General features: G+C 39.0%; 23 protein-coding genes, 2 tRNA genes and 1 riboswitch. Of the genes, 17 read left to right on the top strand and 8 right to left on the bottom strand.

The window, feature by feature from the left end; genetic code table 11:
* The first annotated feature begins 25 nt into the window (after positions 1–25).
* Together AVFI_RS04940 and AVFI_RS04935 are read left to right on the top strand one after the other, a co-directional pair.
* Positions 26–1,534 carry an inactive transglutaminase family protein gene (locus tag AVFI_RS04940; protein ID WP_012533711.1) on the top strand — a complete coding sequence of 503 codons (1,509 nt, stop codon included), beginning with the start codon at positions 26–28 and terminating at the stop codon, positions 1,532–1,534.
* Positions 1,535–1,537: 3 nt separating this feature from the next.
* Complete coding sequence (locus tag AVFI_RS04935) at positions 1,538–2,503, top strand: alpha-L-glutamate ligase-like protein (protein ID WP_005418593.1); 966 nt, start codon at positions 1,538–1,540, stop codon at positions 2,501–2,503.
* A gap of 105 nt (positions 2,504–2,608) precedes the next feature.
* Here the strand turns inward: AVFI_RS04935 and moaE are convergent, their stop codons facing one another.
* The 4 genes from moaE to moaA form a co-directional block, all read right to left on the bottom strand.
* Positions 2,609–3,055, bottom strand: coding sequence for a molybdopterin synthase catalytic subunit MoaE (gene moaE / locus AVFI_RS04930; RefSeq protein ID WP_005418591.1), 447 nt, complete (start codon positions 3,053–3,055; stop codon positions 2,609–2,611).
* 1 nt (position 3,056) lies between these two features.
* The gene (moaD, locus tag AVFI_RS04925; protein WP_054775587.1) at positions 3,057–3,302 is read right to left on the bottom strand and encodes a molybdopterin synthase sulfur carrier subunit; all 246 of its coding nucleotides are present in this window, start codon (positions 3,300–3,302) and stop codon (positions 3,057–3,059) included.
* Positions 3,299–3,778: a cyclic pyranopterin monophosphate synthase MoaC gene (gene moaC / locus AVFI_RS04920; RefSeq protein ID WP_005418586.1), complete on the bottom strand. Its 480-nt coding sequence runs from the start codon at positions 3,776–3,778 to the stop codon at positions 3,299–3,301. The genes moaD and moaC overlap by 4 nt, the downstream gene beginning before the upstream one ends.
* Before the next feature lie 12 nt (positions 3,779–3,790).
* Positions 3,791–4,780 (bottom strand): GTP 3',8-cyclase MoaA, encoded by a 990-nt coding sequence (gene moaA / locus AVFI_RS04915; RefSeq protein WP_054775586.1) that lies wholly within the window; start codon positions 4,778–4,780, stop codon positions 3,791–3,793.
* A riboswitch (molybdenum cofactor riboswitch) is annotated at positions 4,769–4,917 on the bottom strand. Its footprint overlaps the gene before it by 12 nt.
* Before the next feature lie 246 nt (positions 4,918–5,163).
* On the opposite strand from moaA, the gene yvcK reads away from it, so the two are divergent.
* Complete coding sequence (gene yvcK, locus AVFI_RS04910; protein ID WP_005418582.1) at positions 5,164–6,042, top strand: uridine diphosphate-N-acetylglucosamine-binding protein YvcK; 879 nt, start codon at positions 5,164–5,166, stop codon at positions 6,040–6,042.
* On the opposite strand, the gene AVFI_RS04905 is transcribed toward yvcK, so the two are convergent.
* The 3 genes from AVFI_RS04905 to uvrB form a co-directional block, all read right to left on the bottom strand.
* Entirely contained in the window at positions 6,031–6,366 is a 336-nt protein-coding gene (locus tag AVFI_RS04905; protein WP_012533672.1) for an Hpt domain-containing protein, read from the bottom strand. The two genes, yvcK and AVFI_RS04905, sit on opposite strands and share 12 nt — an antisense overlap.
* A 10-nt stretch (positions 6,367–6,376) precedes the next feature.
* Positions 6,377–7,807, bottom strand: coding sequence for a quorum-sensing sigma-54 dependent transcriptional regulator LuxO (gene luxO, locus AVFI_RS04900; RefSeq protein ID WP_012534219.1), 1,431 nt, complete (start codon positions 7,805–7,807; stop codon positions 6,377–6,379).
* A 293-nt stretch (positions 7,808–8,100) separates the two neighbouring features.
* Positions 8,101–10,131 carry an excinuclease ABC subunit UvrB gene (gene uvrB, locus AVFI_RS04895; protein WP_054775585.1) on the bottom strand — a complete coding sequence of 677 codons (2,031 nt, stop codon included), beginning with the start codon at positions 10,129–10,131 and terminating at the stop codon, positions 8,101–8,103.
* 480 nt (positions 10,132–10,611) lie between these two features.
* Here uvrB and AVFI_RS04890 point away from each other — a divergent pair.
* From AVFI_RS04890 to AVFI_RS04830, 13 genes are all read left to right on the top strand, one after another.
* Positions 10,612–10,687 (top strand) — tRNA-Asn (locus AVFI_RS04890).
* Positions 10,688–10,746: 59 nt separating this feature from the next.
* Positions 10,747–10,822, top strand: a tRNA-Asn gene (locus AVFI_RS04885).
* 131 nt (positions 10,823–10,953) lie between these two features.
* Positions 10,954–12,147, top strand: a complete 1,194-nt coding sequence (locus AVFI_RS04880) for an ISL3 family transposase (protein ID WP_199414938.1) — start codon at positions 10,954–10,956, stop codon at positions 12,145–12,147.
* A gap of 108 nt (positions 12,148–12,255) precedes the next feature.
* Positions 12,256–12,837: an electron transport complex subunit RsxA gene (rsxA, locus tag AVFI_RS04875; RefSeq protein WP_005418573.1), complete on the top strand. Its 582-nt coding sequence runs from the start codon at positions 12,256–12,258 to the stop codon at positions 12,835–12,837.
* 2 nt (positions 12,838–12,839) lie between these two features.
* A complete protein-coding gene (gene rsxB / locus AVFI_RS04870; RefSeq protein ID WP_065639298.1) occupies positions 12,840–13,424 on the top strand; it encodes an electron transport complex subunit RsxB in 585 nt (194 codons plus the stop codon).
* A gap of 3 nt (positions 13,425–13,427) precedes the next feature.
* Positions 13,428–15,911, top strand: coding sequence for an electron transport complex subunit RsxC (gene rsxC, locus AVFI_RS04865; RefSeq protein WP_252653954.1), 2,484 nt, complete (start codon positions 13,428–13,430; stop codon positions 15,909–15,911).
* Between the two features lie 2 nt (positions 15,912–15,913).
* Entirely contained in the window at positions 15,914–16,969 is a 1,056-nt protein-coding gene (rsxD, locus tag AVFI_RS04860; RefSeq protein WP_038155202.1) for an electron transport complex subunit RsxD, read from the top strand.
* 4 nt (positions 16,970–16,973) lie between these two features.
* On the top strand, positions 16,974–17,606 hold the full coding sequence (rsxG, locus tag AVFI_RS04855; protein ID WP_012534239.1) for an electron transport complex subunit RsxG: 633 nt from the start codon (positions 16,974–16,976) through the stop codon (positions 17,604–17,606).
* The gene (locus tag AVFI_RS04850; protein ID WP_012532973.1) at positions 17,606–18,289 is read left to right on the top strand and encodes an electron transport complex subunit E; all 684 of its coding nucleotides are present in this window, start codon (positions 17,606–17,608) and stop codon (positions 18,287–18,289) included. Before rsxG ends, AVFI_RS04850 begins: the two co-directional genes overlap by 1 nt.
* A 58-nt stretch (positions 18,290–18,347) precedes the next feature.
* Positions 18,348–18,983, top strand: coding sequence for an endonuclease III (gene nth / locus AVFI_RS04845; protein WP_012534269.1), 636 nt, complete (start codon positions 18,348–18,350; stop codon positions 18,981–18,983).
* 24 nt (positions 18,984–19,007) lie between these two features.
* Positions 19,008–19,424, top strand: a complete 417-nt coding sequence (gloA, locus tag AVFI_RS04840; protein WP_054776307.1) for a lactoylglutathione lyase — start codon at positions 19,008–19,010, stop codon at positions 19,422–19,424.
* Positions 19,425–19,553: 129 nt separating this feature from the next.
* The gene (locus AVFI_RS04835; protein WP_199414946.1) at positions 19,554–20,876 is read left to right on the top strand and encodes an IS4 family transposase; all 1,323 of its coding nucleotides are present in this window, start codon (positions 19,554–19,556) and stop codon (positions 20,874–20,876) included.
* Between the two features lie 119 nt (positions 20,877–20,995).
* Positions 20,996–21,430: a DUF2753 domain-containing protein gene (locus AVFI_RS04830; RefSeq protein WP_012534286.1), complete on the top strand. Its 435-nt coding sequence runs from the start codon at positions 20,996–20,998 to the stop codon at positions 21,428–21,430.
* A gap of 51 nt (positions 21,431–21,481) precedes the next feature.
* On the opposite strand, the gene motY is transcribed toward AVFI_RS04830, so the two are convergent.
* Positions 21,482–22,360, bottom strand: a complete 879-nt coding sequence (motY, locus tag AVFI_RS04825) for a flagellar protein MotY (RefSeq protein WP_005418560.1) — start codon at positions 22,358–22,360, stop codon at positions 21,482–21,484.
* A gap of 189 nt (positions 22,361–22,549) precedes the next feature.
* Between motY and rnt the strand changes: the two genes are divergently transcribed.
* Positions 22,550–23,215, top strand: a complete 666-nt coding sequence (rnt, locus tag AVFI_RS04820; protein ID WP_026029203.1) for a ribonuclease T — start codon at positions 22,550–22,552, stop codon at positions 23,213–23,215.
* The last annotated feature ends 26 nt before the right edge of the window (positions 23,216–23,241 follow it).

The raw sequence follows: 23,241 nt of genomic DNA, 5'->3' as shown, positions 1-23,241 counted from the left end.
CTTATGCCATTACAATGAGGACGTTATGCCATCAAGAGTGCCTTTTTATTTTCTTATCTCGCTATTAATTGTTGCAGGACTTACATTGAGCTGGCTTCGCCATGACTCATATGGTGTGCCTTGGACTCCAGGAGAAAGAAGCCAAGTATGGGATGTAGAAGCCCGTATTCAATTTGATGCTGTAAATAAGCCTGTTAAGGTTTCTATGGCTGCTCCACAAACTCAAACAGGCTTTACTATTGTTGATGAAAGTGCTTCATCACCAGGCTATGGTATTGCTTACTTAACAACAGAGCATGGACGTCGCGCTGAATGGACAATTCGTCAAGCCGATGGACCTCAAACGCTCTACTATAAAACTCAAATTTTAGTGGATCCTCAAGCTAGCGCAACGATTGAGCCACCTAAAACTGAGAAGCCAGAAGCTGTAACATTTGAAGGACCACATGAAGCAGCAGCAATTTCATTACTAGAACAAGCACGTCAACGTTCTTCTAATGACATTACACTAACTCGTGAGCTTATTAAGCAGTTTAATGATAAAGATAACCAAAATGCATCATTACTTCTTAATGACCTGACTAAAGTTCAAGCCATTTCAAAACTACTTAGCTTTGAGAGCATTCATAATAAAGTGGTTGGTACTCTTTGGTTAGAAGATGGCCGTCGTCGTCAATCAGTTCAACATATGATTGAAGTATGGAACGGTGAGCATTGGAAACTATTTAACCCAGAAACTGGCGAACAAGGCCAACCATCAAATTTACTTCTTTGGGATGAGACTAACGTTTCATTGCTGGATGTTGTTGGTGGTAAAAACAGCCAAATTCATTTCTCTATGATTGCACAGGAAATTTCTCCTGCTGCAGCTACGGATAAAAAAGTAGAAGCAGATAACTTATTAAACTTCTCAATTCACAGTCTACCTCTTGAAGAACAATCGATGTTTAAAACCATCATGTTGATTCCAATTGGTGCTTTGATTGTTGTTTTCTTAAGAATCATTATCGGCTTAAAAACCTCTGGTACTTTCATGCCAGTTCTAATTGCGGTTGCATTTGTACAAACACAGTTAGTTACAGGTATTGTGGGTTTCTTATTGATTGTTGGTACTGGTCTAATTATCCGAAGTTACTTATCAAAACTTAACTTACTCTTAGTTGCCAGGATCTCAGCCGTTATCATCACGGTTATTATGATCATTTCCCTGTTTACTATCGTTGCATTCAAGATTGGATTAACAGCGGGTCTAAGTATCACGTTCTTCCCAATGATCATTCTATCTTGGACTGTTGAACGTATGTCTATCCTTTGGGAAGAAGAAGGTTGGAAAGAAGTTGCTACACAAGGTGGTGGTTCATTACTAACTGCGGTAATTATTTATATCGCAATGACAAACCCATTTGTACAGCATCTTACATTTAACTTCATTGGTATACAGCTAATTGTCTTAGCACTTATTCTAATGCTAGGTAACTACACAGGTTACCGACTAAGTGAGCTTCGTCGCTTTAAGCCATTAGCGGAGGACTAACCTATGTTTAGTAGATTTACTTCTCCGTCAAAACTAAAAGCAAAAGGCATCATGGGTATGAACCAACGTAACGGCAGCTATATTGGCCGTTACAATGACAGAAGCAAATACCCATTGGTTGATGACAAATTAAAAACCAAGATCATCGCCGAAAAAGCAGGGGCAACCGTTCCAAAGCTAATTGGTGTGATCGATAGTCAAGCTGAAGTGAAAAATATTCACAACATCGTTAAAGACTGGCCTGGCTTTGTTATTAAACCAGCTCAAGGAAGCGGTGGTAAGGGTATACTTGTTGTAACATCACACAAAGATGGCGTTTATACTAAACCATCTGGTGCTGAAGCTTCAAAACAAGATGTTGAACGCCATATTACCAATACCCTCGCTGGTCTTTTCTCATTGGGTGGTAAGAATGACGTTGCGGTTATCGAGAACTTAATTCAATTTGATGACGTTTTTGATGGATTCAGTTATGAAGGTGTACCTGATGTACGAATTATCGTATTTAAAGGCTACCCTGTTATGGCTATGATGCGTTTATCAACATCAGACTCAGATGGTAAAGCTAACCTACACCAAGGGGCTGTGGGTGTTGGTATAGATATTGGTACAGGTAAAGCAGTACGCGCAGTACAGTTTGATTTACCAGTAGAAACGCACCCTGATACAGGTAAGCTACTCAGTACACTTGAAGTACCTCATTGGGAAAAGTTACTAACGCTGGCATCAAGTGCTTGGGAAATGACGGGCTTAGGCTATATGGGGACTGATATGGTTCTTGATAAAGAATATGGTCCTATGGTTTTAGAGCTGAATGCTCGTCCAGGCCTTGCGATTCAAATTGCAAACGGTACGGGTTTATTACCTAGACTGAAGCATATTGAGAGCTTAGAAGAAACCGTTCCTTACCCTACCCCAGAAGCTCGTGTAGCCTACGCTATGGAGCAGTTTGGTATTTATAACAAATAATATATAGCCCTACTTGTTTGTAGGGTCTATAACATTAAAAAAGGGAAGAAAGCTGATGCTATCTTCCCTTTTTCTTTATACCGATATAATTCAGTTCTTATACGTCTATTTTTCCCAACGCTCTGCCGCTGTTTTATCTGTATCTCGAGATTCAACCCAACGCACTTCTTTTGTAGTTCGCTCTTTTTTCCAGAACGGAGCATTGGTTTTCAAGTAATCCATAATGAATTCACAAGAATCAAACGCAGCACCACGGTGAGCACTTGATACACCCACAAAGACAATTTGATCGCCAAGTTCTAAGTCACCGACTCTATGAATCACCTTCACTTTAAGTAGAGGCCAACGCTCTTTAGCTTGTGCAACGATATCGTTAAGAGACTTCTCAGTCATTCCTGGGTAATGTTCTAAGGATAGACCTGTAACATCATCACCTAAGTTCATATCACGAACTTTACCAATGAAAGTAACGACGGCACCAGCTGCAGTACCTTCTGCTAGTAATTGATATTCATCGCCAACATTAAAATCATGCTCTTGAACAGAAATCATATTAACCACCTGTTACTGGTGGGAAAAAAGCAACTTCATCACCATCAGAAACAGTAGAATCTAAGCTTGAAATCGTTTGATTAATAGCAACAAGCAGCTTGCCTTTTTCTAACGCTAAGTCCCACTTATCGCCCTTTTGGCTTAATTCCTGACGAATGGCTTCCGCCGTTGCGTATTCACCAGATAGTTCCAGTTTATCAGTGCCAATTAACTCTTTTGTTTGTGCGAAAAATAATACTGTAATCATGCGTCTGCCTTAAAGTGTCCAGATTTACCGCCCGTTTTTTCTAATAAACGAACTTGACCAATAACCATATCTTTTTGGACCGCTTTACACATGTCATAAATGGTCAATGCCGCAACGGATGCCGCTGTTAATGCTTCCATCTCAACACCTGTTTTACCTGCTAGCTTGCATACTGACTCGATTCGAACCATGTTTTCAGCCTCAATCGCTTCAAGTTGAACTTCAACTTTAGAAAGTAATAGAGGATGACAAAGTGGGATTAAATCCCATGTTTTTTTGGCCGCTTGAATACCTGCAATACGTGCTGTAGCAAAAACATCACCTTTATGGTGAGAGCCTGAAACGATAAGCTCTAACGTTTCTGGAGCCATATGAACAAAGGCTTCAGCACGAGCTTCACGAACGGTTTCTTGTTTCGCAGAAACATCAACCATGTTTGCCTCACCAGAGGCATTAATATGAGTAAAATTTGACATAATTCTTCTTTATTATCCGCCAATTGAGGCTAAATGAGGGGTCATTCCTGCGTGGCCATCATGTAAAAAATGGCCTTCAGCTTTGTTATTTAGCTGAGTTTGAATTCGTTGGATTAATTCATCTTGTTGAGAATCTTGCTGTAATAAGTCGCGAAGATCCACACCATAATCACCAAATAAACACATATGTAACTTGCCTTTTGCCGATACACGAAGTCGGTTACAGCTCTGACAAAAATCTTTTTCATATGGCATGATAAGTCCTATTTCACCCACGTAATCAGGATGAATAAATACCTGCGCAGGACCATCGCTTTCACCACGAGCTTTTAATAACCAACCATTGGCAATAAGATGATTTCGAATAGACACACCAGATTGATGATGATTTTTAAATAGATCATTCATTTCACCCGTTTGCATTAATTCAATAAAGCGCAATTGAATCGGGCGAGTTTGAATCCACTTTAAAAATAAAGGAAGTTCGGTGCTATTGAGATCTTTTAATAATACGGTATTTACTTTGACTTGTTTAAAACCAACTTCAAGCGCTTTATCAATACCAGCCATCACTTCAGCAAATTTATTTTCGCCAGTGATCTGATAAAACATATGTGGATTTAAGCTATCAACACTCACATTAATATCGGTTAACCCTGCTTCTCTCCATTCTGCAACATGTTTTTCCATACGATAACCGTTGGTAGTAGTTGCAACCTTAGTAATACCAGGCTGAGAGGCAACAGTACGAATAATATCAGTGAAATCTTTGCGAAGACTTGGTTCTCCCCCTGTAATACGTACTTTTGACGTACCACAACGAGCAAACGCACTTACTGTACGTTCGATTTCATCAAGTTCAAGGAAGGACTCACGCTTTCCCTTTTCTGGTTTATAACCATCAGGTAAGCAATAAGTACATTTAAAGTTACAGACGTCTGTAACTGACAATCGTAAGTAATAGAACTTACGATCAAAATTATCTGCGAATTGTTGCGCCACGGAACACCTTTCCAAACACGGGAGGCTTGTTCATTTCCAAACAAACCCTTGTGACCGAATTGTCACTGGCTCACGCTACATATTGAGTGCTTCTTAAAAAACAACTTAGCAGCTTGAGCTCGGAGTTATGGCAACCATACTGACTTTTCAGTTTGGTGCTCTTATTAAAATACTCAATATTCATCTGTTTTTCCAATTTTTTTGCTATTACAGACGTTTTTAGCTCATATTTATGACTAACTATCTATAAAGTGGTAACGATTCGATAATAAATACCAAGGTAATCTGTGATAACTTCATCATTTCACCAATACTGACTTGTCCTGATTTTCATTATCGAGCACACTTTAATAACTATCACTACATAATTAAGTATCACAACTATGATTGAACATAAAATTGTTGCTATTGGCGGCGGTCACGGACTAGGTCGAGTTCTCGCGGCATTAAGTGACTTTGGTGGCAATGCAACTGGAATTGTTGCAACGACTGATAACGGTGGTTCCACAGGCCGTATACGTGAATGCCAAGGCGGAATTGCCTGGGGTGATACACGTAACTGTATCAATCAATTAATTATGGACCCGTCAATCAGTTCAATGATGTTTGAGTACCGTTTTAAAGGCCAAGGTGAACTGCACGGGCACAATTTGGGTAACTTAATGCTGACGGCGTTGGATAACTTAAGTGTTCGTCCATTAGATGCAATTAATCTAATTCGTGACATGCTAAAAGTAGAAACCCATATCATCCCAATGTCCGAGCACCCATCAGATTTGGGAGCATTAACCTCAGATTTACGTAAAATATCTGGCGAAACTAATGTCGATGAAATGGATGAACTTCCTTTACGTTTATTTCTCGACCCTGAAGTACCAGCAACACTTGAAGCCATTGATGCTGTCAAACAAGCGGATTTAATATTACTTGGCCCTGGAAGCTTTTTAACAAGCATCATGCCACCTCTTTTACTTCCGGGTATAGGAAAAGCCATTAATTCAAACAAGAAAGCCAAAGTCGTTTTTATTGATAATCTATCTAAAGAATTTGGTCCAGCAGGTAAAATGGATCATAGAATGATGCTTGAATGGTGTGAACGCGCATGTTCAGGACGAAAGGTAGATATTATTCTAACAGATAAAGAATTAAATGGATTACAACAAGAATACGATTGCAAGAAGACTGATCTCGCATCGCCAAATCATGATTGGCGACACGATAGAGAAAAGTTAAAAGACGCGATTATTGATTTACTTAAGTAAGAGCTCTCGATAAGCCATTTCAGTTTGACGCGCAATGTCTACAAATTCAGAGATATTGCGCTCAACCCATTTTTCTTGTTTCTGCTTCGCTTTTTCTTCAATATGAATCGCCATTTTTGCAAGCTTATCTGCACCAAAACTGCCCGCACTGCTCTTTAGACAATGGCTAATTTCTCTTACTTTATCAATTTCAGGATGACTACTAAGCGCCCCAATAAAATCATCTAACTCATCACAAAAAATACCAAAAAGCACAGGGATATTTTCATCTCCAACTTCCTGCATTAATTGATTTACAGCGATTTGATTAACATACTGACTCACGATAGTCCCCTTATCTTTCATTCCAAGACTGTAGTTTTCTATATATTGTAGAGGGACTAACCTCTAATTGCTTAGCGGCTTGTGGAATGTTCCCACCACATAGTTCAATTGCGTTTTCAATGATCTGTTTTTCAGATTGCCATAACGGAATAATAGTTTCTTGATCTTTACTATCTAAGATCCTATTACTAGGCAGAATAGATTCTGTAGGCTTAGTTGAATCGCTTATGGATACATTAGATGCAATATTTACACCACTCTTACTATCTAATGATAATGGAGGGGGCAGCATGGATAATTCGACTTCTTTTCCTTTATTTAATACGACTACATTCCTAATCACATTTTGCAATTGTCGTACGTTTCCAGGCCAATCGTAATTCAAAAACCTGTCCACAACCTCGGGACTAAATGTGATAAATTCGCGACCTTCCTCATGTGAAAAGTGCCCAAGGATTGAGTGTCCAATCTCAATAATATCATTACCTCTATCTCTTAAAGGCGGTAACGTTAAAGGGATAACATGCAGACGATAATAAAGGTCTTCTCTAAAGCGTCCTTCTTGAACTTCTAACCAAGGGTCACGGTTAGTCGCACACACAAATCGAACATCAACTCGACTCATTTTAGAAGAACCAACTTTTTGAAAAGTACCCGTTTGAATAAATCGCAATAATTTGGTTTGTAAATCCAAATCCATTTCACATAATTCATCGAGGAAAAGCGTACCTCCATCTGCTTGTTCGGCAGCACCTTTTCGATCAACTGAGGCACCTGTAAATGCACCTTTAACGTGACCAAAAAGCTCACTTTCAATTAAATCTTTTGGAATTGCCGCACAGTTAATAGCAATAAAAGGCCCGTCTCCACGCTTACTAGCTGCATGGATGGCTTCTGCACACACCTCTTTACCCGTCCCCGATTCACCAGTAATAAATACCGTTGCTTTACTTGGTGCGGCGGAATCTATCGTGCGATACACCTGATGCATTTGAGAGCTACTACCAATAAACCCTTGATACTGTTTATTGGTATCTTTTGGATTTTCTTGAAATTCTTTCTGGTCTTTTTGTGCACGTCGTAATGCGTTATTTACCGTAACCCTCAAACGGTCAGCTTCGCATGGTTTGATTAAGAAATCTTGAGCCCCTAACTGCATGGCTTCTACTGCAGCATCAATAGAGCCATGAGCCGTCATTAAAACAACAGGAATACTTTGGTTATCTTTGCGAATTTCAGCCAAGACATCAAAACCTGTCATGTCAGGCAGACGTAAATCTAGTAACACAAGGTCTGGGGTTCTTAATTTTATTTTCTCAATGGCTTCAACACCTTTAGCTACGACGTCAATATCAAAACCTAACGGGTTTAAATAAGAGCGATATAACGCAGCAACGGAAGCGGTATCTTCTACCATTAATAAATATTTTTTTTGTATCATCAAATCCAACTTGAGGGTAAAAACACGATTGATATTTGCATTATGCAATCATGATTTGCAAAACGCAATTTGCAAAATGCAAAAAAGGATGACTTTGCGCACTATTTAGGCTTTTTTAGCTTATTTTTACAGGTAAAAAAGTTGGCACGCTCCCTGCAATAGGTATATTGACCCTTTAAGCCAAAGGGTCACCTAGCCAACTGACGTTGTTAGTGAAATTTACTTTCACATGAACAATAAAGCCAACCGGGATATTGCGGTTGGCTTCTTTTTTTCTGCTATAAAATCAATAACTAACTATTCACTATAAATTGTTTTCTTAAATTATCAATCTCATCTCGAACTTGTGCAGCTTGTTCAAATTCCAAGTCTTTCGCATGTTGATACATCTTACTTTCTAGCTTCTGAATCGCCTTTTCTAACTGTTGTGGCGACATCGAACTGTAACTAGCTCCTTCTTCTGCAACTTCAGATAACTTAATCTTAGGTGCAACGACTTTACGTTTATTTTTAGTCATATCACCCAATTCAAGAATATCGGCAACGTCTTTCTTAAGCGCTTGTGGAACAATACCTAACGCTTCATTGTGTAATTGCTGCTTCTCTCTTCGTCTTTCTGTTTCACCAATGGCTTTTTCCATTGAACCAGTGATCTTATCAGCATAAAGAATGGCTTTACCCTCTAAGTTACGAGCAGCACGACCAATCGTTTGAATTAACGAACGTTCAGAACGTAAAAAGCCTTCTTTATCTGCATCTAAAATCGCAACCAATGAAACCTCAGGCATGTCTAGGCCTTCTCGAAGTAAGTTAATGCCAACAAGTACATCAAACTCACCTAGACGTAAATCACGAATAATTTCGACACGTTCAACCGTATCAATATCTGAATGTAAATAACGAACTTTTACGCCATGCTCATCAAGATATTCCGTTAGGTCTTCAGCCATACGCTTCGTCAATGTTGTCACTAATACTCGTTCATTGTTTTTAGTTCGAATACGGATCTCTGATAATAAATCATCCACTTGTGTCGCCACTGGACGAACTTCAATCACAGGATCTAATAATCCAGTTGGACGTACGACTTGTTCGGCAATTTCTCCATCTGACTTTTCTATCTCATATTTACCAGGAGTAGCTGATACATAAATAGTTTGAGGGGCTAATGCTTCAAATTCTTCAAAACGCAACGGACGATTGTCTAATGCCGATGGTAGTCTAAATCCATACTCGACTAAATTCTCTTTACGTGAGCGGTCCCCCTTATACATAGCACCTATTTGAGAAACGGTAATATGAGATTCATCAATAATTAATAGGCCATCTTGTGGTAAATAATCAAACAAGGTTGGAGGAGCCTCACCTTCTGGACGACCACTCAAATAACGTGAATAGTTTTCAATCCCTGAGCAAAAACCCAGTTCGTTCATCATTTCAATATCAAATTGAGTTCGCTGAGTGATACGCTGCTCTTCAACAAGCTTATTATTTTCTAGCAATTCTTTTTGTCTAATAGCAAGATCGACTTTGATCTTTTCGATCGCATCTAAGACCTGTTCACGAGGGGTTACATAGTGTGTTTTAGGGTAGATAGTACAACGTGGCATATCTTTCGCTATAATTGACCCTGTTAATGGATCAAACTTACTGATGCGCTCAACTTCATCATCAAACATTTCAATACGAATGGCTTCATGTTCAGACTCTGCTGGAAAAATATCCAACACTTCCCCACGAACTCGAAATGTACCTCGTTCAAAAGCCATGTCATTACGCTTATATTGCAATTCGGCTAAACGACGCAGCATGTCTCTTTGATTAATAATGTCACCACGGCGTAAATGCAGCATCATACTCAAATAGGCTTTTGGATCACCTAAGCCATATATTGCTGAAACAGAAGCAATAATAATCGCATCTTTGCGTTCTAATAGTGCTTTGGTTGCTGATAAACGCATTTGCTCAATGTGCTCATTAACCGATGAGTCTTTTTCTATAAATGTATCCGTCGTTGGTACATAGGCTTCTGGTTGGTAATAATCAAAATAAGAAACAAAATATTCAACGGCGTTATTTGGGAAGAAGGCTTTCATTTCACCATATAACTGTGCTGCTAATGTTTTGTTATGAGCCATAATGATCGTTGGGCGACCAGAATGAGCAATAACATTAGCAAGAGTAAATGTTTTACCTGAACCAGTAACCCCCAGTAACGTTTGGTGAGCTAACCCATTTTCAAGACCTTCATTAAGTGTTTTTATCGCTTGAGGTTGATCGCCCGCAGGTTGATAATTAGATACGAGTTCATACGCACTAGACATTTTATACTGCTCCACTTTCCTACTTATTTTTATAAGTTACTACCCTATCAAATCCCTTCTCTTTTTTATAGAAACTCTTAAATAAGAAAAGTTTTCCCCAGAAAAGATTAATTTATAATCAATTTAACTTTATTCTTTATTTTTACCGTGAATAATCATTACTATTGATAAGTAAAACATATACAACCTGTAAGTTATTGATTTTTGTCGCCAGTTCTTATTTTTCATTTTACTTATTAAGTGCTGAGCCTATATTTAATCATGCTTAGAGGCAGTTAACAAAGATCCATTAACATAGTTATCCACAGTTTTAGTGGATAACTACCCACAACCCTTATCGTCTTTAGCTTAAGAGAGATGTCAATCCTTTTTTACTTAAAATTGTTTTGTTGACCGCAAAATAAACTAACTCATTTTTTTTCAATTTTTAGTGTTGACAGTTTTTTTTAGAATAGATAATATCTCCGCCGTTTAAACAATTCCCTTTTAGTTCAGTCGGTAGAACGGCGGACTGTTAATCCGTATGTCGCTGGTTCAAGTCCAGCAAAGGGAGCCACATTTAAATAGTTAGGTTACTGCTTTTTTAAGCATTGCGTGACTATATAAAAAGTTAATTCCTCTTTAGTTCAGTTGGTAGAACGGCGGACTGTTAATCCGTATGTCGCTGGTTCAAGTCCAGCAAGAGGAGCCACTTTTAAAAGCCTTGTCTAACGATGAGGCTTTTTTTTGGTTCATCGCAGATTAGCGGGAATTGAAAACAAAAACGGCAGTTAGTGGTAAAGTTACATCGCCAAACACAACTTTTCACAAACTGCCGTTTTCATGCCAAATAATACTTTTTTATCATCCTTCTGGAAAGGTTTTCAGATCGTAAAGTCTCATAAAACTGATTCATTAATCTCTATAACCTTAAAACCTGACTCCCCAGCATTCTGCTCTTGCGGGCGACTCTCTGAATTTACTCACGATACTCAGTGGCGAACTATTAAAGACGCTATGATATTAGGAACTCCAGTTGAACTTTTGATTCAGACTAGGCGCATTACATGTTTGCTATGCGGTACAAAAACGGAAGCAATATCTTGGCTTAAACCATACTCACGCCTGACTAATCGATTGATAGAATATATTGAACAACTGCTGCCTTTGCTGCCGATTAAACATATTTCAGAACTGACTGGAGTACATTGGCACACGATAAAGAATATTGATAAACAACGACTTAAACGAGTTATCCCTGACATACCATGGGATAAATTACGCCAACTAGTGATGGATGAGTTTGCCATATTTAAAGGACATCGATATGCAACAGTGATTGCCGATGCGCAGACACATCAAGTGCTTTGGATTGGTTTAGGTAGAAGCCGAACTGATATCAGGCCTTTCTTTGAAGAGCTTGGTAAGCATGCCGAAAATATCGAAGCAGTGGCTATGGATATGAATACAGCTTTCGATCTCGAAGTGAAAGCTCATTGCCCTAATGCACGTATTGTATACGATCTTTTTCATGTGGTAGCCAAATATGGACGAGAGGTAATGGATAGGGTTAGGGTAGATCAAGCGAATCAACTCAAAGAAGACAAAAAAGCTCGTCGTTGGATTAAGCGTTCACGCTGGATCCTTTTGAAAAATAGAGACAATCTAGACGTAAATCAACAGAGTTATTTAGATGAAATACTTTCGGTAAACCACGATTTAATGGTGACTCATTTGCTAGGAGAGCAATTAAAAGAGCTCTGGTATTGTGACTCAGAAACGCAGGCAATAGAACTATGGGATGTATGGTGGCAACAGGTAAATGAGAGTGGGATCAAACCACTAATCAGTTTTGCACGAAAGTTAAAACCATACCTTCACGGAATTGTTAGTTCGTCTTTATATCGATTAAATACATGTACACTGGAAGGAATAAATAACAAAATTAAGTTAATCAAAAGAATGGGGTATGGCTACAGAGATACGGACTATTTCTTTATGAAGATAAAAGCGGCTTTCCCCGGAAAGCCGCGATGAACCTTTTTTTTTACTTAAAATATTAAAAACCTATTCTTTCTAAGGTTGTTATCACGCGCTTAAAGTCCGATAATAACCAGATCATCTATTATCATAAAAATCATTGGCATGACTGAGTATCTCTTACTACTTATTGGTACCGTTCTAGTAAACAACTTTGTACTAGTTAAGTTCTTAGGACTTTGTCCATTTATGGGCGTGTCTAAAAAACTAGAAAGTGCTATCGGAATGGGCCTAGCGACCACATTTGTTCTTACCTTAGCATCAGTATGTTCGTACCTTGTCGAAACATATATTTTATCTCCGCTAGGAATTGAATACCTTAGAACAATGAGCTTCATTCTTGTTATTGCTGTTGTTGTGCAATTTACTGAAATGGTAGTACACAAAACAAGCCCGACGTTATATCGCGTGCTGGGTATTTTCTTACCGTTAATTACAACTAACTGTGCGGTTCTTGGTGTCGCTTTGCTTAATGTAACTGAAAATCATAATTTCGTAGAATCTATTATCTATGGTTTTGGTGCTGCCGTTGGTTTTTCTTTAGTACTTATCTTATTTTCTGCAATGCGTGAACGAATTGCTGCTGCCGATGTACCTTTGCCTTTTAAAGGTGCTTCTATTGCGATGATCACTGCAGGTTTAATGTCTTTAGCCTTTATGGGCTTTACTGGTTTAGTGAAATTATAAACATGAGTTCAATCTTAATTGCTGTTATAGCTATTGCTGCTCTTGCCCTAGTATTTGGCTTAATACTGGGGTTTGCATCAATTAAATTTAAAGTTGAGTCCGACCCTATCGTCGAACAAATCGATGCAATTCTTCCTCAAACCCAATGTGGCCAATGTGGCTACCCTGGTTGCAAGCCTTACGCTGAAGCTATTGCAAATGGCGATATGATAAATAAATGTCCTCCAGGCGGTCAGGCTACTATTGAGAAGCTTGCTGATCTTATGGGAGTTGACGTCCCTAGCTCAGCTCATGATGAAGAAAAAAGCATTAAAAAAGTCGCTTTTATTCATGAAGATATGTGTATTGGATGTACTAAATGTATTCAAGCTTGCCCTGTTGATGCCATTGTTGGTGGGACAAAAGCCTTACATACCGTTATTGAATCGGAATGTACTGGATGTGATTTATGTGTCGCTCCATGTCCAACAGACTGTATTGAGATGATCCCTGTAAAAACAACACCTGATAATTGGAAATGGGATTTAAACACTATCCCTGTTGTAAATATTTCTACAGACCTACCTTCTAAATCATCGGAGCTGTAATACATGTTGTCCATTATCGAACAAATTAAACAAGGCCAACTGTGGGACTTTCACGGTGGTATTCATCCTGAAGAAAATAAAACAATCTCTAATCAGGTTGCAATTCAACAAGCGGGGATCCCTTCTCAACTTGTTCTTCCTTTAAAACAGCACATTGGTGGAAAAGGTGACATTCTCGTCTCTGTTGGTGATGTCGTACTAAAAGGCCAACCTCTAACACAAGGCAATATTGCTATGTGTGTTCCTGTTCATGCGCCAACATCAGGAAAAATCACAGCTATTGAGCCTCGCACTGTAGCGCATCCATCAGGATTAACTGACCTGTGTATCGTAATCGAATCGGATGGCGAAGATCGTTGGATTGAAGATCGTACACCAATTGATGACTTTGCATCGGTAGATCCTATCGATCTTATTGAGCGAATCCGTCAATCTGGTATATCAGGAATGGGTGGCGCAGGCTTTCCTACTAGCCGCAAAATTCAAAGTGGTATTGGCAAAGCTGAAATGCTCATTATCAACGCAGCTGAATGTGAACCCTACATCACTGCGGATGATCGTTTAATGCGAGAGCATGCTGAAGAGATCATTGATGGTATTAAGATCTTGCAACACATCCTGACGCCAAAGGTGTGTATTATTGCCATTGAAGATAACAAACCAGAAGCCGTAAAAGCACTTAACCAAGCCGTTAATGACCATGACAATATCATTATTCGAGTCATACCAACCAAATATCCATCTGGTGGTTCTCGTCAACTGACAAAAATAATTACAGGGCAAGAAGTACCCGCTAATGGTCGCTCAACAGATATTGGTGTCATTGTTCAAAACGTCGGAACTGTATTTGCTATCAAACGCGCTATTTGCAATGCAGAGCCTCTTATTGAACGAGTTGTTACACTAACTGGTAACAGCATGTCAACACCAGGTAACCTATGGGTTCGCCTAGGTACTTGTATTGATTACCTTATGGATTTAGTTAGCTATAAAGCAGATAAGAAACACCCACGTATCATCATGGGTGGTTCATTAATGGGCTTTACTTTACCCCATCAGCAAGTTCCAATTACTAAAATTACCAACTGTATTATCACACCAGATAAAAAAGAACTGCCTCTTTACAACCATGAAATGGCTTGTATTCGATGCAGTAGTTGTGCTGATGCCTGCCCAACATCATTACTTCCTCAGCAACTGTATTGGTACTCGAAATCAGAAGATTATGACAAATGTAATGAATATCATCTTGATGATTGTATTGAGTGTGGTGCCTGTGCTTATGTCTGCCCTAGTGAAATACCGCTAGTTCAATATTATCGCCAAGCTAAATCAGAAATTTATTCTCGTAAACAAGATGAATTAGCAGCAGAACGCGCAAAATTACGTTTTGAAGAAAAAAATGCACGTTTAGAACGCGATAAGCTTGAGCGTGAAAATAAATTTAAGCAAGCCGCTGAAAACCGTCGCAAAGAGATGAAAACAGAGAGTAAAGGTGGCGATGATGCCATCGCTGCCGCTATTGCTCGCGTAAAAGCACAAAAAGCAGCTCAAGAGTCTGGCGTCGCTGCACCAAAACCGGCTGTTGCTGCTGCAATTGCTCGTGCAAAAGCAAAACAAGCAGAGGCTGCGAAATCAGAGGCTTCAGTACCAGATAACTCTGAAATGGCTAAACTACGTGAAGAACGTAAGCAGCAAGCAAGAGAAAGAAAAGCAAAACTTGCAGAAGAAACAACAGTAACCGATTCAGATAAATCAGATAAAAAAGATGCCGTTGCAGCTGCTATTGCTCGTGCAAAAGCACGCAAAGCTGCACAAGCTGAAGAGAAAACGGAAGCGCCAGTAACCTCTGAAGAGAATAATCAAAACACTGAAGAATCAGCTGACCCGAAAAAAGCAGCCGTCGCTGCCGCTATTGCTCGTGCAAAAGCACGCAAAGCTGCACAAGCTGAAGAAAAAACGGAAACTCCAGTAACCTCTGAAGAGAATAATCAAAGCACTGAAGAATCAGTAGATCCGAAAAAAGCAGCCGTCGCTGCCGCTATTGCTCGTGCAAAAGCACGCAAAGCTGCACAAGCTGAAGAGAAAACGGAAGCGCCAGTAACCTCTGAAGAGAATAATCAAAACACTGAAGAATCAGCTGACCCGAAAAAAGCAGCCGTCGCTGCCGCTATTGCTCGTGCAAAAGCACGCAAAGCTGCACAAGCTGAAGAGAAAACGGAAACGCCAGTGGCCTCTGAAGAGAATAATCAAAACACTGAAGAATCAGTAGATCCGAAAAAAGCAGCCGTCGCTGCCGCTATTGCTCGTGCAAAAGCACGCAAAGCTGCACAAGCTGAAGAGAAAACGGAAACGCCAGTGGCCTCTGAAGAGAATAATCAAAACACTGAAGAATCTGCTGATCCGAAAAAAGCAGCCGTCGCTGCCGCTATCGCTCGTGCAAAAGCACGTAAAGCAGCACAAGAAAATAACAAGAAGGAAGAGTAACAGTGGCCTTTTTTATCACTAGCTCACCCCACGCTCATAGTAAAAAGAGCACAAAACACATTATGAAAATGGTTGCTCTTGCAACTATTCCCGGGCTATTAGCACAAACCTACTTCTTCGGTTGGGGTAATATCATACAAGTGCTTATTGCTATTTTTACCGCAATTGCATCCGAAGCGGTTATTTTAAAATTCCGAAAGAGACCCCTTGCTCCCTATTTACGTGATAATAGTGCTCTCTTAACCGGTTTATTATTAGCATTAGCAATTCCACCACTTGCACCTTGGTGGCTAACCGTTATCGGTGTTGTTTTCGCTATCGTTATCGCTAAACACTTATACGGTGGTTTAGGACAAAACATATTTAACCCTGCGATGGCTGCTTATGTTGTTTTGTTGATTTCATTTCCAGTACAAATGACAACTTGGCTACCAGTAAAAGAACTGCTAACAGAAAATATTAGCTTACTTGACTCACTGTGGCTTATCTTCCATGGGTTAAGCCAAGATGGTTTCTCAGTTCATCAATTAACCATGAACGTTGATGGTATGACAATGGCTACGCCATTAGATACGATCAAAACAGGATTAAAATCAGGGCTTACTACCTCAGAAGTACTTTCCTTACCTATTTTTAATGGTTTCGCAGGTTTAGGTTGGTTATGGGTTAACGTTGGATTCTTATTAGGTGGTTTATTCCTTCTTCAACAACGTCTAATTCACTGGCATATACCGGTTAGTTTTTTAGTCAGCCTATTTATTATTAGCAGCGTATTTGCTTTATTCTCACCAGATACCGCAACATCGCCGTTATTTAATCTGTTTTCTGGTGCAACCATGCTAGGGGCATTCTTTATTGCTACTGATCCTGTTTCGGCTGCAACCACACCAAAAGGCCGTTTATATTACGGTGCTCTCATTGGTGCTTTAGTTTATATCATACGAACTTGGGGTGGTTTTCCTGATGGCGTAGCTTTTGCGGTTTTATTAGCAAATATGTGCGTTCCATTAATTGATTACTACACCAAACCAAGAACTTACGGCCATACTAAAGGATAAAACAATGCTAACCACAATGAAAAAAAGTAGCCTTGTTTTGGCTCTGTTTGCGATAGCAGCAACCGCACTAGTTACTATTACTTATGCATTAACTAAAGATCAAATTGCGTATCAACAGCAACAGCAATTATTATCTGTTCTCAATCAGGTTGTTCCTAAAGAGCAGCATGATAACGAACTATACAAAGCTTGTATTCTGGTAAAAAATAACGATGCTTTAGGTTCAAAACAAGCGATGCCAATTTACCTTGCTTCATTAAATGGCAAACATTCTGGCGCAGCTATTGAAGCAATAGCTCCCGATGGATACAGTGGCAACATTAAAATTATCGTCGGTGTTGATTCCGATGCAATAGTCACAGGTGTTCGTGTTCTTTCACACCAAGAAACGCCAGGACTAGGCGATAAAATTGATATTAGAATCACTCGCTGGGTCGATGCATTTTTAGGTAAAACAGTTGAAAGTTCAGAAGATAAAAATTGGGCCGTACAAAAAGATGGTGGCCAATTTGATCAATTTACTGGCGCAACAATCACACCAAGAGCAGTAGTTAAAGCTGTAAAAAGAGCAGTTTGGTTCTATAAAACACATCAAGAAGAGCTACTAACTCTTCCATTGAATTGTGAGACAAAATAATGGCAAGTCATAAAGAATTAATTAAAAACGGTTTATGGGACAATAACCCTGCCCTAGTACAACTATTAGGTCTTTGTCCCTTACTTGCCGTCTCTGCGACTGTTACTAACGCACTTGGTTTAGGGATCGCAACCATTCTCGTATTGGTTGGCTCAAACTTAATTGTTTCTTTAGTTCGTCAGTGGATACCACAAGAAGTGCGTATTCCTGTATTCGTAATGATCATTGCTTCACTAGTAACTTGTGTGCAATTACTTATGAATGCTTATGCTTATGGTCTTTATTTATCTCTTGGGATATTTATCCCTCTAATTGTGACCAACTGTATTATCATTGGACGAGCAGAATCGTTTGCTTCAAAAAATGATCCCCTTCCTGCCGTTTTGGATGGATTATGGATGGGGATGGGAATGACAGCGGTCTTAGTTTTACTCGGAGCAATGCGTGAGATCCTTGGTAACGGCACTTTGTTTGATGGTGCCGATCTTCTGCTTGGTGATTGGGCAACTATTTTAAGAATTGAGCTTTTCCATGTTGATAGCCACTTCCTATTAGCGATGCTACCTCCAGGAGCATTCCTTGGTGTTGGTTTTCTTATTGCTTTAAAAAACGTCATTGATAAGAAAATGGCTGATCGTCAACCTAAAGAAAAAGCAGAGATAGAACGAGTTCGTATTTCTTAACTGTAACACCATAGGTTAACCTCATATATCGTGAAAAAGAAAAGGATTTAATTGCTGTATGAATAATGTAAAACGTTTAGAAATTTTAGAGCGCTTACGTTCAGAAAATCCCAATCCTCAAACCGAACTTGAGTGGTCAACGCCATTTGAATTATTAATTGCAGTACTACTTTCCGCACAAGCAACCGATGTTAGTGTTAACAAAGCAACAAGAAAATTATATCCAGTAGCAAATACCCCACAAAGCATTTTAGATCTAGGGGTAGATGGACTGAAAACATATATAAAAACCATCGGTTTATTTAATACGAAAGCAGAAAATGTCATTAAGACCTGTCGTATGCTCATTGATTTACATGGTGGAGAGATCCCTGAAGATCAAGAAGCGTTAGAAGCCCTCCCAGGTGTCGGTCATAAAACAGCAAATGTCGTATTAAACACAGCTTTTGGATGGCCTACGATTGCTGTTGATACCCATATTTATCGTGTATCTAATCGTACTAAATTCGCCATGGGTAAAACGGTTAATGATGTTGAAAAGAAACTACTAAAAGTGGTTCCAAAAGAATTCAAATTGGATGTTCACCATTGGTTAATCTTACATGGCCGTTATACCTGTATCGCTCGAAAACCTCGTTGTGGTAGTTGTATGATTGAAGATTTATGTGAATTCAAAGAAAAAACTGAAGATTAATAATATATAAACTGGAGCAAGATTATGGCTAATGGACGCATTTTACATACAATGATCCGCGTGGGTAACTTAGATAAATCCATCGAATTTTATACCAAAGTAATGGGAATGGATCTTCTTCGTCAAAATACGAATGAAGAATACAAATACACACTGGCTTTTCTTGGCTATGGTGATGAATCCCAAGGTGCCGTAATTGAACTTACCTATAACTGGGGCACAGAAGAATACGACATGGGTACTGCTTTTGGTCACATTGCTATTGGTGTTGATGATATCTATGCAACTTGTGATGCAATTAAAGCAGCAGGAGGCAATGTTACGCGTGAAGCGGGCCCTGTAAAAGGCGGCTCAACCCATATTGCTTTTGTAAAAGATCCTGATGGTTACATGATTGAGTTAATTCAAAACAGCAGCTCATCAGCAGGATTAGAAGGTTAATGAATACCTTATAATCTACCTTATAGTAAAAAACCTGCGATCTAGGCTAATGCCGATCGTTTAAGGGACTTGAACGATCCTTTGCAGCCTTCATAATCGGTCTTAAATTTATTTTAAGGCCGATTTTTTATGTCTGAGTTTTCTCGTGAATTACAATTAACTGCAGAATTTCACCTTCCTGAATCTATGGATTCATTTCGGAAAAATATTCCTATTGAGTGGATTTCAGAAGCCGTTAACCAAACTGGTCGCGCCGCTATCAGAAAGCGCAGATTTCCTGCTGAACAAGCTGTTTGGTTAGTGCTTGGAATTGGCTTAATGCGTAACCGCTCCATTAGCGATGTTTGTGATAAATTAGAATTAGCCTTCCCTGATGCTAAAGGGGAGCTCCCTCCCTTGGCCACAAGTAGTATCGTAAAAGCTAGACAGCGTATTGGTTATGAACCATTACGTTACCTATTTCATACCACTGCGAGTAAATGGGAGACAGAAGAATCGCCTGATTTAGTTTGTGGACTTAAACTCATGAGCGTTGACGGGACTCAATTTAAAACCCCTGAAACTAAGGATAACCAAAAGCTAGGCTACGCGACAGGTAAGGCTACATTTCCTTCAGTTCTTGCTGTTACCCTCATGTCTACACGCACCCACCTTATTTCAGATGCTGCTTTTGGACCAATAACCAATAGTGAAATATCTTATGCACAACAATTAGTTGGCTCCGCTCCAAATAATTCATTAACTCTTTTTGACCGTGGTTTTATGTCCGCTGAACTTTTTGAATCATGGCGTAATGCAGGAAAAAATACTCATTGGTTAACTCCAATAAAAAGTAAATTTAGGTACGACGTTTTAGAAGAGTTTTCAGACTACGATAAACTGATTAAAATGCCAGTTTCGCCTGATGCAAAACAGAAATATCCTCACCTCGGAGATAGCTGGCAAGCTCGTTTAGTTTTAATACCTGAGCCGAAAGGAGAGATCAAAGGGTTTATTACTTCATTAGAGTGTCCTGTGACTTATCCATTGAAAGATATTGTTGAAATTTACTGGGAACGATGGGAAATAGAACAAGGTTATGGTGAATTAAAACAAGGTCAACTTAACAATCAAGCAGTGCTTAGAAGCTTGAAAATAGAAGGAATATATCAAGAGTTATGGGGGATTTTGATTTCTTATAACCTCGTTCGTCTAGAAATGAAAAGAATGGCCGATTTTCATAAAATGGAACCATTAAGAATAAGCTTTATTAATGCGTTAAGGCTAATCCAAGATGAGTTCCTGTGGTGTTCAGGGCGAACACCAGGAACAGTGCCCAAGAAGCTGAAAAATCTACGAGAAAGCGGAAAGCGTCTAATCCTGCCAAAGAAAAGAAAGCGAAAACCATTTCCGCGACAAGTGCTTTATAAAGCACCGCGCTACCCTTATAAAAAAAGAGCCACTAGCTGTTAAGCGAGCGGCATTAGCGATCTAGGCAGGTTTTTTTATACATAAGCCTTCAATTGATAATAATTCTCAGTTAGATTTACCCGTGATAATGAAATTCTTAATAAACTAATTGAGGCTTTACTATGATTGAATTGTGGGAAAAACATACATTATTAGCTGAACAAGCTTTTAAGAATGAAGATTCATGGCGAACCATTCTTCATTATCAGCAAGCCTTTGCTATTTCAGAAGAGCTGATAAAAAGAAATGAAGCGAGTTTAAATGACCAAATAACCATATCTGTTATTTCTTGTCATAATCTGGCTCAATTTTGGAGAAGCCAAAATGACAGTCGTTTTGAACTAAAATATCTTGAACTTGCATCAGAAAAAATATTAACACTTGTACCTCAATGTCCACATAGCGAGTGTGAATCTTTTGTTGATAATTTGGGTTGTTGCAAGAGTGCATTATTGGATTTTATGAAGCGCCACCCTAACCCATCAATTGCACGACATATACAACATATTGATAGTACAGTTCAGTGTGAGTTAATCGCCAGTTTCAAATTACAATAAAAAAGACGCCTACAATGAGGCGTCTTTCTATAGCTATTTTAAAACGAATAATTAGATAATTGTTCGACCTAGAGAAATGACAACACGACGGTTTTTATTCTTACCAATAGGTGTTGCATTATCTGCGATTGGACGACGCTCACCATACGAATGAACACGAATACGATCGGCAGGTAAACCAATTGACTCAAAGTAATTTTGTAGTTTTAACGCACGTCTTTCTGACACTTGTTGGTTCACATTTTTACCACCACTAGAGTCGGTATAAGTTGCTACCAACACTAAATCCACATCTTTAGTGTATTTAATAAAATCAGCAATTTGCGACAAACGTTTTTTGGATGCCTTATTTAGTTCATCACTGTTTTTGTCAAAATGCAAAATAGTGAATGAGATATCTTCAAAACTGTATGGTAATAAGTTAGCAATACACATACTAAACACATTATATTGCTCTTGAAATAAAACGGGTGATAACGCAACTTCAATTATTTGCTTAGGACTTTGCCAATCAGCATAGGTAAACGTTGGGAATCGACCACTTTCAAGTTCAGCAAGCATAGACCAAGCTGTTGGGCCACCAACATAACCATCAAATTGTTTAAAGAACTTTAAATTCAACATACTTTCCGCACCATCACCCGGCATCCAGCGAGCAGGCATAGACACAAGATTAACAGCACGAGTTTCACCCATTGGGCGGTTCATTTTTAGTTCAAAATCCAGATTCATCTTCTTGTTAGCATAAGATGAAAACTGTGCACTACCATAATTAGGAATGTTATGAGACAAACGACACTCTAAAGGCGAGTTTTCTAACATCGTCCACTTCGATTGCTCTGGCTTAGCGACATAATTCTTATTTGCTAATACAGGAGTAGCAATCAAAGAGCTCACTAATAAAGCAGATGTAACAAATATTTTTTTCATAATACCTAAATCTATGGGTCATGCCGTTGACGATGCTATTAATAAAGCAATAATTAGACCAATAATTACTTACAACTGGCCAATTTCAGTTAGATACTAATAAATATATCTCTATCACACCTTATTTACAGTTTTTATGCTACGGATAATCTGCAATAATAGTCATAACATTTTCTTACGTACCGAATGATGACTGAAGTAGAACAACACAATTTATTAAAAAACCGTTTTCGTGGCTATTTTCCTGTAGTTATTGATGTTGAAACAGCAGGTTTTAATGCTAAAACTGATGCATTACTTGAGATTTGTGCTGTTACTCTCGCTATGGATGAGCAAGGTAATTTAAAACCTGCTACCACCATCCACTTCCATGTCACTCCTTTTGAAGGTGCTAATATTGAAAAAGAGGCACTTGAATTTAATGGTATACGTGACCCATTTAGCCCATTACGTGGTGCTGTCACTGAAGACGTTGCATTAAAAGAAATCTTCAAACTTGTCCGTAAAGAACAAAAACAACACGATTGCCAACGTGCAATAATGGTTGCTCATAATGCTCATTTTGACCATAGCTTTGTTATGGAAGCAGCGGCACGAACAAAATTAAAACGCATTCCTTTCCATCCATTTTGCACCTTTGATACAGCGGCAATCAGTGGCCTTGCACTTGGTCAAACTGTATTGGCAAAAGCGTGTAAAACGGCAGGAATGGATTTTGATGGTAAAGAAGCTCATTCAGCTCTTTATGATACAGAAAAAACGGCAGAACTATTCTGTCGTATTGTGAATAAATGGAAAGATCTTGGTGGCTGGCCTGTAATGCCAGAACCAGAAAACGATACTAATAATAATTAATTGGCTAATTGCTAACTAACTACATA

This window comes from Aliivibrio fischeri ATCC 7744 = JCM 18803 = DSM 507 (assembly GCF_023983475.1).
Lineage (GTDB): Bacteria > Pseudomonadota > Gammaproteobacteria > Enterobacterales > Vibrionaceae > Aliivibrio > Aliivibrio fischeri.
This window is presented reverse-complemented; position numbering and strand designations above follow the sequence as displayed.

Bases quoted from the DNA above. Each gene is read 5' to 3' on its own strand.
- AVFI_RS04940 (WP_012533711.1), top strand. From the start codon at position 26: ATGCCATCAAGAGTGCCTTTTTATTTTCTTATCTCGCTATTAATTGTT.
- AVFI_RS04935 (WP_005418593.1), top strand. From the start codon at position 1,538: ATGTTTAGTAGATTTACTTCTCCGTCAAAACTAAAAGCAAAAGGCATC.
- moaE (WP_005418591.1), bottom strand. From the start codon at position 3,055: ATGATTTCTGTTCAAGAGCATGATTTTAATGTTGGCGATGAATATCAA.
- moaD (WP_054775587.1), bottom strand. From the start codon at position 3,302: ATGATTACAGTATTATTTTTCGCACAAACAAAAGAGTTAATTGGCACT.
- moaC (WP_005418586.1), bottom strand. From the start codon at position 3,778: ATGTCAAATTTTACTCATATTAATGCCTCTGGTGAGGCAAACATGGTT.
- yvcK (WP_005418582.1), top strand. From the start codon at position 5,164: ATGATTGAACATAAAATTGTTGCTATTGGCGGCGGTCACGGACTAGGT.
- luxO (WP_012534219.1), bottom strand. From the start codon at position 7,807: ATGATACAAAAAAAATATTTATTAATGGTAGAAGATACCGCTTCCGTT.
- uvrB (WP_054775585.1), bottom strand. From the start codon at position 10,131: ATGTCTAGTGCGTATGAACTCGTATCTAATTATCAACCTGCGGGCGAT.
- AVFI_RS04880 (WP_199414938.1), top strand. From the start codon at position 10,954: ATGCCAAATAATACTTTTTTATCATCCTTCTGGAAAGGTTTTCAGATC.
- rsxA (WP_005418573.1), top strand. From the start codon at position 12,256: ATGACTGAGTATCTCTTACTACTTATTGGTACCGTTCTAGTAAACAAC.
- rsxB (WP_065639298.1), top strand. From the start codon at position 12,840: ATGAGTTCAATCTTAATTGCTGTTATAGCTATTGCTGCTCTTGCCCTA.
- rsxC (WP_252653954.1), top strand. From the start codon at position 13,428: ATGTTGTCCATTATCGAACAAATTAAACAAGGCCAACTGTGGGACTTT.
- rsxG (WP_012534239.1), top strand. From the start codon at position 16,974: ATGCTAACCACAATGAAAAAAAGTAGCCTTGTTTTGGCTCTGTTTGCG.
- AVFI_RS04850 (WP_012532973.1), top strand. From the start codon at position 17,606: ATGGCAAGTCATAAAGAATTAATTAAAAACGGTTTATGGGACAATAAC.
- nth (WP_012534269.1), top strand. From the start codon at position 18,348: ATGAATAATGTAAAACGTTTAGAAATTTTAGAGCGCTTACGTTCAGAA.
- gloA (WP_054776307.1), top strand. From the start codon at position 19,008: ATGGCTAATGGACGCATTTTACATACAATGATCCGCGTGGGTAACTTA.
- AVFI_RS04835 (WP_199414946.1), top strand. From the start codon at position 19,554: ATGTCTGAGTTTTCTCGTGAATTACAATTAACTGCAGAATTTCACCTT.
- AVFI_RS04830 (WP_012534286.1), top strand. From the start codon at position 20,996: ATGATTGAATTGTGGGAAAAACATACATTATTAGCTGAACAAGCTTTT.
- motY (WP_005418560.1), bottom strand. From the start codon at position 22,360: ATGAAAAAAATATTTGTTACATCTGCTTTATTAGTGAGCTCTTTGATT.
- rnt (WP_026029203.1), top strand. From the start codon at position 22,550: ATGACTGAAGTAGAACAACACAATTTATTAAAAAACCGTTTTCGTGGC.